The sequence below is a fragment of the Ensifer canadensis genome, from assembly GCF_017488845.2.
GTDB lineage: Bacteria > Pseudomonadota > Alphaproteobacteria > Rhizobiales > Rhizobiaceae > Ensifer > Ensifer canadensis.
The window spans coordinates 3,800,630-3,812,782 of the sequence record NZ_CP083370.1 but is presented as its reverse complement, the minus strand read 5'-3'; the positions used below and the strand labels follow the sequence as shown (position 1 = coordinate 3,812,782).

14 protein-coding genes are annotated in these 12,153 nt (G+C 63.1%); 6 read left to right on the top strand and 8 right to left on the bottom strand.

Annotated elements, in window-relative coordinates; translation table 11 throughout:
* Nucleotides 1-54: 54 nt before the first annotated feature.
* The 3 genes from J3R84_RS18400 to J3R84_RS18390 form a co-directional block, all read right to left on the bottom strand.
* Nucleotides 55-927, bottom strand: a complete 873-nt coding sequence (locus J3R84_RS18400; RefSeq protein WP_107026809.1) for a DUF2182 domain-containing protein — start codon at nt 925-927, stop codon at nt 55-57.
* Between the two features lie 5 nt (nt 928-932).
* A complete protein-coding gene (locus J3R84_RS18395; RefSeq protein ID WP_025425428.1) occupies nt 933-1,568 on the bottom strand; it encodes a DUF1326 domain-containing protein in 636 nt (211 codons plus the stop codon).
* A 192-nt stretch (nt 1,569-1,760) separates the two neighbouring features.
* On the bottom strand, nt 1,761-2,510 hold the full coding sequence (locus J3R84_RS18390) for an SDR family oxidoreductase (RefSeq protein WP_025425427.1): 750 nt from the start codon (nt 2,508-2,510) through the stop codon (nt 1,761-1,763).
* Nucleotides 2,511-2,669: 159 nt separating this feature from the next.
* Between J3R84_RS18390 and J3R84_RS18385 the strand changes: the two genes are divergently transcribed.
* A complete protein-coding gene (locus J3R84_RS18385) occupies nt 2,670-3,569 on the top strand; it encodes a LysR family transcriptional regulator (protein WP_025425426.1) in 900 nt (299 codons plus the stop codon).
* Nucleotides 3,570-3,811: 242 nt separating this feature from the next.
* Here J3R84_RS18385 and J3R84_RS18380 read toward each other — a convergent pair whose 3' ends face one another.
* Entirely contained in the window at nt 3,812-4,816 is a 1,005-nt protein-coding gene (locus J3R84_RS18380) for an inorganic phosphate transporter (RefSeq protein ID WP_025425425.1), read from the bottom strand.
* Nucleotides 4,816-5,460, bottom strand: coding sequence for a DUF47 domain-containing protein (locus tag J3R84_RS18375; protein ID WP_025425424.1), 645 nt, complete (start codon nt 5,458-5,460; stop codon nt 4,816-4,818). Before J3R84_RS18375 ends, J3R84_RS18380 begins: the two co-directional genes overlap by 1 nt.
* Nucleotides 5,461-5,755: 295 nt before the next feature.
* On the opposite strand from J3R84_RS18375, the gene recF reads away from it, so the two are divergent.
* From recF to J3R84_RS18360, 3 genes are read left to right on the top strand one after another with little or no spacing between them, the layout of a single operon-like run.
* Entirely contained in the window at nt 5,756-6,880 is a 1,125-nt protein-coding gene (gene recF / locus J3R84_RS18370) for a DNA replication/repair protein RecF (protein ID WP_025425423.1), read from the top strand.
* 28 nt (nt 6,881-6,908) lie between these two features.
* Complete coding sequence (locus tag J3R84_RS18365; protein WP_025425422.1) at nt 6,909-7,682, top strand: molybdopterin-synthase adenylyltransferase MoeB; 774 nt, start codon at nt 6,909-6,911, stop codon at nt 7,680-7,682.
* The gene (locus J3R84_RS18360) at nt 7,682-8,149 is read left to right on the top strand and encodes a GNAT family N-acetyltransferase (protein ID WP_025425421.1); all 468 of its coding nucleotides are present in this window, start codon (nt 7,682-7,684) and stop codon (nt 8,147-8,149) included. The genes J3R84_RS18365 and J3R84_RS18360 overlap by 1 nt, the downstream gene beginning before the upstream one ends.
* Nucleotides 8,150-8,160: 11 nt before the next feature.
* On the opposite strand, the gene J3R84_RS18355 is transcribed toward J3R84_RS18360, so the two are convergent.
* Nucleotides 8,161-9,165 carry a 2-hydroxyacid dehydrogenase gene (locus tag J3R84_RS18355; RefSeq protein ID WP_025425420.1) on the bottom strand — a complete coding sequence of 335 codons (1,005 nt, stop codon included), beginning with the start codon at nt 9,163-9,165 and terminating at the stop codon, nt 8,161-8,163.
* A 189-nt stretch (nt 9,166-9,354) separates the two neighbouring features.
* On the opposite strand from J3R84_RS18355, the gene J3R84_RS18350 reads away from it, so the two are divergent.
* Nucleotides 9,355-9,894 carry an SH3 domain-containing protein gene (locus tag J3R84_RS18350; RefSeq protein WP_025425419.1) on the top strand — a complete coding sequence of 180 codons (540 nt, stop codon included), beginning with the start codon at nt 9,355-9,357 and terminating at the stop codon, nt 9,892-9,894.
* Nucleotides 9,895-9,949: 55 nt separating this feature from the next.
* Here the strand turns inward: J3R84_RS18350 and J3R84_RS18345 are convergent, their stop codons facing one another.
* Nucleotides 9,950-10,942, bottom strand: coding sequence for an adenosine kinase (locus J3R84_RS18345; protein WP_025425418.1), 993 nt, complete (start codon nt 10,940-10,942; stop codon nt 9,950-9,952).
* An 85-nt stretch (nt 10,943-11,027) separates the two neighbouring features.
* Complete coding sequence (locus tag J3R84_RS18340; RefSeq protein WP_025425417.1) at nt 11,028-11,456, bottom strand: VOC family protein; 429 nt, start codon at nt 11,454-11,456, stop codon at nt 11,028-11,030.
* 71 nt (nt 11,457-11,527) lie between these two features.
* Here J3R84_RS18340 and J3R84_RS18335 point away from each other — a divergent pair, with 71 nt between their 5' ends.
* The gene (locus tag J3R84_RS18335; RefSeq protein ID WP_025425416.1) at nt 11,528-12,121 is read left to right on the top strand and encodes a TetR/AcrR family transcriptional regulator; all 594 of its coding nucleotides are present in this window, start codon (nt 11,528-11,530) and stop codon (nt 12,119-12,121) included.
* Nucleotides 12,122-12,153: the final 32 nt, after the last annotated feature.

The following is a 12,153-nucleotide window of genomic DNA, read 5'->3' as shown; positions in this document are numbered from 1 at the left end:
TCAAAGTGCTACAGCGACCTTTGCGCGTCCAATAAGACGCGCGGCGCTGTAGGATCACGTCATGGCCGCAAGCTGCCACAGCCCGGCCATGACGACCGCGGCTCCCGCGACGCGGGACAGCATCCGGCCGCCGGGCACCACCTTTTCGGCGAGCACGAAAATCGCGATCACCGCGATCCACAGGACGTTCATCACGCCGCCGATGAACAGGAGCGCCATCAGCGCCCAGCAGCAGCCGACACAATAAAGGCCGTGAAGAAGACCGAACTGGTAGGCGCCGCCGGCATCGCGGCGAAAGCCGCCATGGCTCTGGATGAACATGAGCGGCGCCTGGCACTGCCTTAGGCAGGCGTCCTTCAACGCCGTCCATTGAAACAGTCCGACCGAAATCAGGATGATGCCGCTGAGAATACGGCTGCCGCTCGCCAGCATCGGCGTCAGCAGCAGAGCAGACTCCAGCAGCCATTGCCCGAGCGTCGCCAGAGCCGCAAACAGGACCCAGGCGGTGAGATAGCCGCCGGCAAAAAAGCCGGTCGCGGCAAACGGCCTGTCGTCGAGCGCCGCCTGCCGCCCGACACGGGCAAAGAGCAGGATCATCGGCGTTGCCGAAGGCGTCATCATGCCGACCATCATCACCGCCCACATGACAAAGGCATAGGCGAAGGTCGACACACTCCAGGGACGGAAGGCGACGTCGGCCATCGACGCCATGGCACCCGGCGACATGTCCATGGCCATGCCCTCGTCTGTGCCCATCGCCATGTCGCCGCTCATGCCATCGCCAGAGGCCGGCACGTGCGCCATGGCCTCCATGCCGACTGCCAGCCAGAGAATATAGAGCCAGGTAATTCCGGTCAGCGCCAACAGCGAGACCACGACGATGAGCCGGTCGCGCCTTAAAAGCGTTTCGAGCGCAGTGTCGGCCATGGGCGTCAGTGAACCACGCCGCTTTCAGACAGATGCATGCTGGCGAAATGGGCGTGCGAATCCGGAATGGACAGCGTCAGCGGCCCCTTCGTGTCGGCCCACCCGCGTCCAACCTCGCAGACGTCGTATTCGAAGCCCTGCGGCAGGTTGATGCGTGCCTGATGCGGGTTTCCGGTCACGGGGTTCAAGATCGGCTCGCCACGCGCCACGATCCACCCGGGCACATTCAGCCGTGCTGTCCGCGCGCCGACATCGACGTCGAAGTCGATCTCGGCAAAGACCGGGTCGTGAAAGGTTTCGAAGGTGGTGGCGAACACCTGGAAGAAGGTTGCTCCCGGCTCGGTATCCTGGCCGCTCATGATGCGCAGCAGCGACTCGCGCTGGGCCGGCGTGGCACGGATGTCGACGATCGGCACGACCTCACCCCTGCCCTCATGAATTGCACCGGGCCAAGCCGCAATGATCCCGCATCTCAAGCCGTCGAGGCGCGTGTCGCCGTGATGGCCCGTCTCGATCTCAAATCCACCGACGGCGCAGCAATTGCCGTGGGTCGGCAGCGCATTGAACTGGCAGGGGCAGCCATAGGCGCAATTGCAATGAATGAATTCTCGACCCTTGATCGTCCAATTGACACTCGTCATCGTCTCCTCCCGGATCTGATCGGTGTGGGATCTGCTTCATTCCGCTCGACTGTTCGACGACTTATTAGGTTTCAAGAATATACTCTCCTCCGGGCGCCCTGCCAACGCCGCCCGCGGCGTGCCGTCGATGACGAACAGGACTTTGCCGCCACGCGCGATCGAACGCGCGCGGCGGCAACAGACAGGTGAGTATCAGAGCGTGGCCATGCCACCATCGATGATCAGTTCGGCGCCCACCGTGAAGGCGGCCTCGTCTGAGGCGAGGAAGACAATTGCCTTGGCAATCTCGCTTGCATCGCCGAAGCGGCCGAGCGGGATCTGCGCGGCGATCGATGCGACGATCTCCTTGTTTTCGGCAGGCGTGGCACCGTGTCCGTCATGCAGTGGCGTCTTGATCGGGCCGGGGCTGACCGCATTGACGCGAATGCCGCGGCCGATCAGTTCGCCCGAAAGCGTCTTGGCAAGCGACAGGAGCGCCGCCTTGCTGAGCGCGTAGACGCTGGAGGTCGGCATGCCGATATGGGCGTTGATCGAGGTGTTGAGCACGATCGAGGCGGGGTTGGAGAAGATCGGCAGCAGCGCCTGGATCAGGAAGAACGGGCCCTTGACGTTGATCGCGAGCGACTGGTCGAAGCTGGCTTCGTCCCATTTTTCGATCGGCTGAAGCTTGGCGATGCCGGCGTTGACGAAGAGGATGTCAAGATGGCCGAAGGCGGCCTTGACTTGCTCGGCAACCGCCGCCTGTCCGGCGGCGTTGCCGGCATCGGCCTGGATGATGACGGCGCCTTCGCCGAGTATCTTGCGTGCTTCGGCAATGTTCTTCGGATTGGTGCCGGTAACGGCGACCCGGGCACCCTCGGCGATGAACTGGCGCGCCGTTTCGAGGCCGATGCCGCTGGTGCCGCCGGTGATGAGCGCGGTCTTGTTGTGCAAACGTGGCATGATGGAATTCCTTCTTTTGGGTTGGCCTGGCTGTTGGGTTGGCTTGGGACCGGTCTTCTTTCCATCGACCGCCGTCCTTCGTTGCCAATAGATATGGCCGAAGATTGCCGTTCGGATTAGTCTGCCAATGATGGAACTCGAATTCGGAAATGCCGAACGATGCTGAAGATCGAAGGAATTGCTGCCTTTGTCGCAGTTGCGGAAGCCGGCTCGATCAGCGAGGCGGCGCGCCGGCTGCGGCTGTCGAAATCCGTGATCAGCGAACGGGTCTCGGACCTGGAACGCCACCTGAACGCAACGCTGTTGCATCGCACGACGCGCAAGCTGACTCTCACCGAAGATGGCATCGCCTTTCGCGAGCGCGCGGTGCGGATCGTCAGCGAGGTGCAGGCCGCCGCCAGCGATCTGGCGGAGCGCCGCGGGACGCTGACCGGACCATTGCGGATCGCCGCCCCGGTCAGTTTCGGGCATCTGCATCTCGGGCCTGCCCTTTACCCCTTTCTGGCGGCACATCCCGAGGTCGAATTGACGCTCGATCTCGACGATCGCCGGGTCGATGTCGCCTCGGAGGGTTATGACGCCATCGTGCGCCACGGGATCATCGCCGATTCACGGCTGGTCGTGTGGAAGCTTGCCAAAAGCAGGCGCCTGCTGGTCGCCTCGCCCGACTATCTCGATCGCAACGGCACGCCGGCCTCGCTTGCGGAACTCAACGATCACCGCGGTATCTTCTACACCAATCGCGGCGCTTCCGACTGGCGGTTCGAGGGGCCGACCGGTTCGACCGTTATCCGCGCCCGCATGGCGCTGCGCATCAACAACGGCGACATGATCCACGATGCTGCCGTCGCCGGGCTCGGCATCGCGCTGCTGCCGACATTCATCTGCGGTCCTGCGGTGCGCGACGGTCGGCTTCGCGAGATCGATGTCGGTTTTCGCCCAGAGCCGGAATTCATCTACATGGCCCATCCGGAGGGCCGACGGCCGTCGGCCAAGCTCCGGGCAATTACCGATCATCTGAAGAAGACCTTTGGCGATCCTCCGCACTGGGACCCGTGAACCGCTGCGCGGCTGTGGGCGCGACCGTTCATGCGCAACCCCCATTCGCTACATCTTGATGGGCGCCGCCCAAGTCGCGATCACGACCGGGCCGGATATCCCGGACGAGCCTTGCAACCGAAAGTCGGACGCCTGTTCCCTGAACTGGATCGTCTCATGACGCTCAGTCCCACCGCCAATGCGGAGGCTCTCTCCCCAACCGCGAGCCCCGCCCCCGGCATTGCAGCCGGAGGCGGACAGGGTCACAGGAACAGATCGACTGCGAAGTAGGTGAGCGCCGAAATCGCAGCAGCGGCCGGCATCGTCACGAACCAGGCGATGACAATGTTGCCGGCAAGGCCCCAGCGCACCGCCGAGACACGCTTGGCGGCACCCACGCCGATGATCGCGCCGGTGATCGTGTGGGTGGTCGACACCGGAATGCCGAGCCAGGTGGCGGCAAACAGCGTGATGGCGCCGCCGGTTTCCGCGCAGAAGCCCTGCATCGGATTGAGCTTGGTGATCTTCGAGCCCATGGTGTGCACGATGCGCCAGCCGCCCAACAGCGTGCCGAGCGCGATCGCCGCCTGGCAGGTGATCACCACCCAGAACGGCACATAGAACTCGGAGCCGAGATAGCCCTGCGAGAACAAGAGCACGGCGATGATGCCCATGGTCTTTTGCGCATCGTTGCCGCCGTGGCCGAGCGAATAGAGCGACGCCGAGACGAACTGCATCACCCGAAAGGTACGGTCGACAGCAAAAGGCGTCCGGCGCACGAACAGCCAGGAAACGATGAGGATCAGGAGCAGCGCCAGGAAGAAGCCGATCATCGGCGACATCACGATGGCGCCGACCGTCTTCAAGAGACCGGTCCAGACGATGGCATCGCCGCCAGTGCGGGCTAGGCCGGCACCGACGAGGCCGCCGATCAGCGCATGCGACGAACTCGACGGAATGCCGAAGATCCAGGTCGCGATGTTCCAGACGATCGCCCCCATCAGGGCCGAGAAGATCACCAGCGGCGTAACGATGCCGGGATCGATGATGCCGCGTCCGAGCGTCTCGGCCACATGCAGGCCGAAAAACAGGAAGGCGATGAAATTGAAGAACGCCGCCCACATGACCGCATATTGCGGCCGGAGCACCCGGGTCGAAACGATGGTTGCGATCGAGTTGGCGGCGTCATGCAGCCCGTTGAGAAAGTCGAAGAACAGGGCGATTGCAATGAGGGCGACGAGCAACGGCAGGGCGAGCGTCGCGTCCATCAGACGTTCTCGATCACGATGCCGCTGATCTCGTTGGCGACGTCCTCGAAGCGGTCGACGACCTTCTCGAGCTCGCCGTAGATCTCGCTACCGATAATGTAGGCCATGGCATTGTTGGCACCGTAGCGGCGGAAAAGATCCTTCAGGCCCTGGTCGTGCAGCTCGTCGGACCGGCCTTCGATGCGCGTGACCTCTTCGGCGATGGCGATGAGCCGGCCGTGGTTGACGCCGATGCGATTGAGCAGCGGAATGGCCTCGGCGATCAGGTGCGCCGCCTGGACGACGATGACGCCCATTTCCTTCATGCCCGGATCGAAGGTCTTCTGCTCGTAGAGCCGGATGGTCTTGACCGTCTTGTGCATCATGTCGATGGCATCGTCCATCGACTGGATGAGATCCTTGATGTCGCCACGATCGAACGGCGTGATGAAGGAGCGACGAACGGCCAGAAGCACTTCGCGGGTGACACCGTCTGCCTCGTCTTCAAGCGCGACGATCCGGTCGCAGTGCTTTTCGAGATCGTCGCCGCCGGCGAGGAGCTTGTCGAGCGCTTCGGCGGCACCGACGACGGTACGCGAATGTTGCGCGAAGAGATCGAAAAAGCTGTCTTCGCGGGGAAGGAGTTTGCGGAACCAAGCCAGCATCACAAATATATCCGTTCGTGGATTGTCATGCGGCTGTCATATTGTACGCAAGCGATCAAGAAAAGCGCTGAACGACTGGGATTATAAGGCTTTCCCCGCCGTTATCGCGCAATTTTGCCTGGAAATGACTCAGGTCACCTTTCGTCTTGCCTTAAAGCCCGCTTTCGTCCTACTGCATAGCTCCTTAAATCGGCATCGATTTATGGAGCTATGCAGCAAGTGTTGCAGCGTCCTTTGCACGTCCTGTTCGACGCGTGGCGCTGCGACTGGCGCCGACGTCGAATCCGGACCCGAAATGCCACAAAAGGTCTTTCTCAATCGCCTGAAGCTGAGCGAGTTCCGCAATTATGCGGCGCTGTCGCTGGCGCTCGACCAGAGGCACGTCGTGCTGACCGGCGAGAACGGCGCCGGCAAGACCAATCTGATGGAAGCGGTGTCGTTTCTGTCGCCAGGCCGTGGCCTCAGGCGTGCGGCCTATGCCGATGTCGCTCGCGTCGGCGCAAGCGACGGCTTCTCGGTCTTTGCCGAAGTCGTGGGCATGGAAGGCCCGGTCGAGATCGGTACCGGCACGGCCGGCACCAGTGAGGGGCAATCACGACGCCTGCGGCTGAACGGCACGACAGCGAGTACGGTCGATGAGCTGACCGACCATCTGCGCGTGCTGTGGCTGACGCCGGCCATGGACGGGCTCTTCACCGGCCCGTCGGCCGATCGCCGCCGTTTCCTCGATCGGCTGGTGCTTTCGCTCGATCCGGAGCATGGGAAGCGCGCCAGCGAATTCGACCGTGCCATGCGTAGCCGCAATCGGCTCCTCAGCGACTTTCGTCCCGACCCGGCCTGGTTGACTGCCATCGAGCGGGAAATGGCGGGGCTCGGCGTGTCGATGGCGCTCGCACGGCAGGAGATGCTGGGTCTGCTGACGGCGCTCGTCGAGAGAAACACCGGCGACAGCGTCTTTCCATCTGCGCGCCTGGCGCTGGCGGGCTTCCTCGACGACGAGAGCCACAAGCCAGCCTTCGACCTCGAAGAACAATATCTCACCATGCTGCGCGAGGGCCGGGCGCGCGACGCGGCCGCCGGCCGGACACTGGACGGACCGCACCGCACCGACCTCCTGATTCGCCACCGCGAAAAGGACATGGAAGCCGAGCGCTGCTCGACCGGCGAGCAAAAGGCGCTGCTCGTCGGCCTGGTTCTTGCCCATGCGCGCCTCGTCGGCGACATGACCGGTCACGCTCCTATCCTGCTGCTCGACGAGATCGCCGCGCATCTCGACATGGGCCGCCGCGCCGCCCTATTCGATCTCGTCGACGGACTTGGCGGCCAGGCCTTCATGACCGGGACGGACCGTGCGATGTTCGACGCGCTCGGCGATCGCGGCCGGTTCCTGACGGTGGAGCACGGAAGCGTATCGGGATGATGGAGCCGATCATGGAAAGTGTCCGCTCATGACTAGTACAAGCCTCGAATCATCGGAAATTGCCCGCTACGCGCGCCACATCATGCTGCCCGAACTCGGCGGTGGGGGGCAACAGAAACTCAAGGCGGCGCGCGTTCTCGTCATTGGCGCCGGCGGCCTCGGCGCTCCTGTTCTTCAATATCTCGCCGCCGCCGGCATCGGCACGCTGGGCATCGTCGACGATGACGTGGTGTCGCTGTCGAACCTGCAGCGGCAGGTGATCCACCGCACGGCCGATATTGGCCAGACAAAGGTCGAGAGCGCCTCGGCAGCGATCGGCGCGCTCAATCCGCATGTGGTGGTCGAGAGGCATCCCCTTCGTCTGGCAGCCGACAACGCCGAGGCGCTGTTGCGCCAATATGATCTGGTGATCGACGGCTCGGACAATTTCGACACGCGCTATCTCGCCGCCGATACGGCAGCAACCGTCGGCATACCGCTCGTCACCGGTGCAGTCGGCCGCTTCGACGGTTCGCTTACAGTGCTGATGCCTTATCGCTCGGGCGCGGATGGCGAACCGAACCCGTCCTACCGCGATCTCTTTCCCGAAGCGCCGCCGCCGGGCGTCGTGCCCTCCTGTGCCGAGGCCGGCATCATCGGCGCGCTCACCGGCGTCATCGGAACATTGCAGGCTATGGAAGCCATCAAGGTGATCGCCGGGATCGGCGAGCCACTCGTCGGTCGGCTGTTGATGTATGACGCTCTCTCGGCGCAATTCAGCACCATCCGCTATCGCCGGCGCAAGGACAGGAGCGCAGACTGATGCAGATCATCAGGATCGACGCTGCCTTCGATCGCTACAAGGAATTGCTGGCCCTGATCCTTGACGCCTTTGCCTATATGGACGGGCGGATTGATCCGCCATCCTCGGCCCATGCGCTAACGATTGAGGGGCTGAGCGAGAAGGCTTCGGCAGAAATTGGCTTCGTCGCCGTCGACGGCTCAGTGCTTGCCGGCTGCATCTTCTGCAAGCCGGAGACCGACTGCCTCTATATCGGCAAGCTTGCGGTTTCCGCGACCTGCCGGGGAAAAGGCGTCGGCCGACTGTTGCTTGCAAGCGCCGAAGCAGCGGCACGCGACCGCCACTTGGCCGCTCTGAGGCTGCTGACACGGATCGAACTCACCGAAAACCACAGGACGTTTTCGGCCTGGGGCTTCGTCGAAACCGACAGAACCGCTCACCCGGGCTTTACCCGGCCTACCTCGATCGAGATGCGCAAGACGCTTTGATCAGTCGCGAATCAATCGCGACCCGGCAGCACCCGATCCGGCGGCCGGTGACCGTCGAAGAAGGTGCGGATATTGATCACCACCTTGTCGCCCATGTCGATGCGACCCTCGAGCGTCGCCGAACTCATATGCGGCAACAGCACGACCTTGCCCTCGCCGGCGAGCTTGATGAGCTTGGGGTTGACCACGGGTTCATTCTCGAAAACGTCGAGCCCCGCACCGGCGATCTTGCCTTCGCGCAGGCACTTGATCAGCGCCGTCTCGTCGATGATGCCGCCGCGGGCGGTGTTGACGATATAGCTTTCCGGGCGCATCAGCGCGAGCCGACGGGCCGAAAGCAGGTGATAGGTCGCCGGCGTCGAGGGGCAATTGACCGAGACGATATCGACGCGGGCAAGCATCTGGTCGAGGCTGTCCCAATAGGTCGCCTCCAGCATCTCCTCGGTCTCGGCCTTGACCCTGTGACGGTTGTGATAGTGGATCGACAGGCCAAAGGCCTTGGCACGGCGCGCGACCGCGGTGCCGATGCGGCCCATGCCGACGATGCCGATGCGCTTGCCGGCAATGCGCCGGCCGAGCATCCAGGTCGGAGACCAGCCGGCCCATTCGCCCTTGCGATCGGTCAGGATCTGCGCACCCTCGGCGAGCCGGCGCGGCACGGCGAGAATGAGCGCCATCGCCATGTCGGCGGTGTCCTCGGTCAAAACGTTCGGGGTGTTGGTGACGGTAATGCCCTTGCGTGCGGCCGCGTCGACATCGATGTTGTCGACGCCGTTGGAGAAACTGGCGATCAGTTTCAGTTGCGGGCCGGCCTGCTCGATCAACGCCGCATCGATGCGGTCGGTCACCGTCGGCACGAGCACGTCGGCGCGCTTCACCGCCGCCACAAGCTCTGGTTGGCTGCGCGGCGTATCATCGATGTTCAGTTCGGCGTCGAAGAGCTCACGCATTCTGGTTTCGACGATGTCCGGCAGTTTCCGGGTGATGTAGACCTTGGGCTTCTTCTTGCTTGTCATTGCTGCGATGGGCCTTGTTGACGGGTCCTTAACCAAGTTGGGCGATACTTTCTCCCTGTAGCCGCAATTTCTACCAGACCCGGTCGGGAAGACAAACAAAACTCGCTGCGTCGTCCCCGCGATTTACGCCCCGGCCAAGAGCCCTGGGTGAACTGCGCCTGCAAGTTGCCACGGAAAATGAGCTTCGTCATGCGTCACGTCATTTCCAAACTCTCGTTAGCGTTGATCGCCGCCTGCATCGGCGCGGTCATCACGACGTCGGGTGCCCATGCCCAGGCCGCAAAGGGGGCCAGCGGATTGCCGCTGCCGCGTTTCGTCAGCCTGAAGGCCAAGAGCGTCAACCTGCGCATCGGCCCGAGCGTCGACTACGCGGTGGCGTTCCGCTACCTCAGGCCCGGCGTACCGGTGGAAATCATCCAGGAATACGATAACTGGCGCCGTATCCGCGACGCCGACGGCACGGAAGGCTGGGTGAACCAGGCCCTTCTGTCGGGCGACCGCACGGCCGTCACCGCGCCATGGATGCGCGGCAAGGGCGAAGGCGTCTTCGTCAACCTGCGCCGCGAGCCGCAGAGCACGGCAGGGATCGTTGCGCGCATGGAGCCCGGCGTGGTCATCCGTGTGGGTGAATGCAATGGCGACTGGTGCCACATCGAAACCCAGGGCGTCGAAGGCTGGATCGTCCAGAGCGAGATCTGGGGCGCCTATCCGGGCGAAGCCTTCAAATAAAGGCTACGCCCGCTCTGACATAGGTCATATTTGGTGCGCGGCGCTGCAGCTCGCCTCAGGCGAGCTCGGCCTGCTTGGCGGCAGCGGCAAGCGATACCATCGGCCTCGGGCCGATCTGGCCGATGACGATACCGGCTGCGAGATTGCCGAGCTTGCTGCAATCCTCGAGCGACCGACCGGTCGTATATCCGTGGAGAAAGCCCGCAGCATAGAGATCACCGGCGCCTGTCGTATCGACCACCTGCGCGAGCGGCGTCGCGCCGACGCGGACACGTTCGGTGCCGCGCACGACGACGGAGCCTTCTTCACTCAGCGTGACGGCCGCAAGCTTGCAGTCCTTCGAGAGCTTTTCCAGCGCCAGATCGAAGTCCTCGGTCTCGTAGAGTGCGAGCGCTTCCTGTTTGTTGGCAAAGACGATGTCGACGGTGCCGGAGCGCATCAGCTCCAGAAACTCGTCGCGATAGCGGTGGACGCAGAAACTGTCCGACAGGGTCATTGCGGTTTCGCGGCCGTTTTCATGGGCGATCTTGGCGGCCTCGCGGATTGCATCCTTGGCACGCGGCGGATCCCACAGGTAGCCCTCGAAATAGGTGACCTTGGCCTCAGCGACGACATCGGCCTCCACGTCCTCCGGACCGAGCTCGACGCAGGCGCCGAGATAGGTGTTCATCGAGCGCTCGCCGTCCTCGGTCACGAAGATCATCGAGCGGGCGGTCGGCGGCACCGTTTCGAGCGGCTTGGTCTGGAAATAGACGCCCTGGGCGCGAATGTCGTGCGCAAAGATCTCGCCAAGCTGGTCGTTGGTCGTCTTGCCAAAATAGGCGGCACGTCCGCCAAGGCTGGCAACGCCGGCCGCCGTGTTGCCGGCGCTGCCGCCGGAAGCTTCGACGGCGGGGCCCATGCGCGAGTACAACAGCTCCGCGCGGTCGGCATCGATGAGGTTCATTGCGCCCTTGATGATGCCGTTTTCACTCAGAAAGCCGTCATCGCAGCGCGCAATGATATCCACGATCGCATTGCCGATCGTCAGCACGTCGTATTTTGTCATGAACTCCGTCCAGTTTCCCTAATGGCCGGTGTTCGTTAATAGCGGTTTTCCAGCCATTTGGAAGACAAAACACGCGTGGCTGCGATCATTCCGCTGGTAATGCGCTTGCCTCATAGGCGGCGGCGAACTCGGCGCTCGGCGGGATCGGCTTGATGACGTCGATCAGAACGCCATTGGGATCGGCGGTGATGAAGTGGCGCTGGCCGAAATCTTCGTCGCAGATCGCCTTCAGGATCGGCAGACCTGCTGCCTGGCAATCGGCATAGACTGCGTCGGGATCCTCGACTTCGAAGTTGAGGAGCAGGCCACTGACCGGCGCGCGGGCACGCTCCGGGATGGTTTCATGGCGATAGTCGAGGACGGCGAGCGTCACCGTCTCGGATTCCGTCGACTGCAGATGCATGTACCAGTCGCTGGTGAACAGCGCCTGGAAGCGAAAGTTGTCGATGTAGAATGCCGCGGTTGCTGCAACGTCTGATGTCATGATCACAGGATAGTAGCTCGTCGATTTCATGGGGCTTTCCCTCGCGCTCGCATCATCATACAGTCTGCATGTATTTTTGAATTAACATACAGGCTGAATGTATGCAAATAAAATCCTCGCGCCGCTCCAATCGCGAGCGCTCCGACACGACGCGCGCCGCGATCCTCGATGCTGCCCACGGTCTCTTCGTCGCGAGGGGATATGCAGAAACGTCGACGCCGGACATCGTGGCTGCCGCCGGCATGACGCGCGGTGCGCTCTACCACCACTTCGAAGACAAGAGGGCACTGTTTCGCGCCGTCGCCGAGCGGGAATCCAGTGCCGTGGCGGCGAGGATCGAGGAAGCGACATTCGACCGCCTGACGCCGCGCGAGGCGCTGATAACAGGCGCGCGCGCCTTCTTCGACGCCATGGCGGAGCCGGGCAGAATCCGCATTCTACTGCTCGACGGCCCGGCCGTGCTCGGCACACGGGAAATGGCGACGATCGACGCGGCCAACGCCCAGAGAACGCTGGAAGAGGGCCTGGCGGAGGCGATGGCGCCGCAGGTCCACGATCAGGCCGCCTTGACGGCAATGGCGACGCTGCTGTCAGCCGCCTTCGACCGCGCCGTGCTGGAGATTGCCGAAGGCGCGCCGACAGAGGTCTACGTCGACGCCATCGGCCATCTGATCGACCGACTGATCTCCGCATGAGTCAGTCTCGGGCCGACAGCGCAGACAGATAT

What these genes read in the sequence shown, in the direction of transcription:
- J3R84_RS18400 (WP_107026809.1), bottom strand. Translation starts at nt 927, where the DNA reads ATGGCCGACACTGCGCTCGAAACGCTTTTAAGGCGCGACCGGCTCATC.
- J3R84_RS18395 (WP_025425428.1), bottom strand. Translation starts at nt 1,568, where the DNA reads ATGACGAGTGTCAATTGGACGATCAAGGGTCGAGAATTCATTCATTGC.
- J3R84_RS18390 (WP_025425427.1), bottom strand. Translation starts at nt 2,510, where the DNA reads ATGCCACGTTTGCACAACAAGACCGCGCTCATCACCGGCGGCACCAGC.
- J3R84_RS18385 (WP_025425426.1), top strand. Translation starts at nt 2,670, where the DNA reads ATGCTGAAGATCGAAGGAATTGCTGCCTTTGTCGCAGTTGCGGAAGCC.
- J3R84_RS18380 (WP_025425425.1), bottom strand. Translation starts at nt 4,816, where the DNA reads ATGGACGCGACGCTCGCCCTGCCGTTGCTCGTCGCCCTCATTGCAATC.
- J3R84_RS18375 (WP_025425424.1), bottom strand. Translation starts at nt 5,460, where the DNA reads ATGCTGGCTTGGTTCCGCAAACTCCTTCCCCGCGAAGACAGCTTTTTC.
- recF (WP_025425423.1), top strand. Translation starts at nt 5,756, where the DNA reads ATGCCACAAAAGGTCTTTCTCAATCGCCTGAAGCTGAGCGAGTTCCGC.
- J3R84_RS18365 (WP_025425422.1), top strand. Translation starts at nt 6,909, where the DNA reads ATGACTAGTACAAGCCTCGAATCATCGGAAATTGCCCGCTACGCGCGC.
- J3R84_RS18360 (WP_025425421.1), top strand. Translation starts at nt 7,682, where the DNA reads ATGCAGATCATCAGGATCGACGCTGCCTTCGATCGCTACAAGGAATTG.
- J3R84_RS18355 (WP_025425420.1), bottom strand. Translation starts at nt 9,165, where the DNA reads ATGACAAGCAAGAAGAAGCCCAAGGTCTACATCACCCGGAAACTGCCG.
- J3R84_RS18350 (WP_025425419.1), top strand. Translation starts at nt 9,355, where the DNA reads ATGCGTCACGTCATTTCCAAACTCTCGTTAGCGTTGATCGCCGCCTGC.
- J3R84_RS18345 (WP_025425418.1), bottom strand. Translation starts at nt 10,942, where the DNA reads ATGACAAAATACGACGTGCTGACGATCGGCAATGCGATCGTGGATATC.
- J3R84_RS18340 (WP_025425417.1), bottom strand. Translation starts at nt 11,456, where the DNA reads ATGAAATCGACGAGCTACTATCCTGTGATCATGACATCAGACGTTGCA.
- J3R84_RS18335 (WP_025425416.1), top strand. Translation starts at nt 11,528, where the DNA reads ATGCAAATAAAATCCTCGCGCCGCTCCAATCGCGAGCGCTCCGACACG.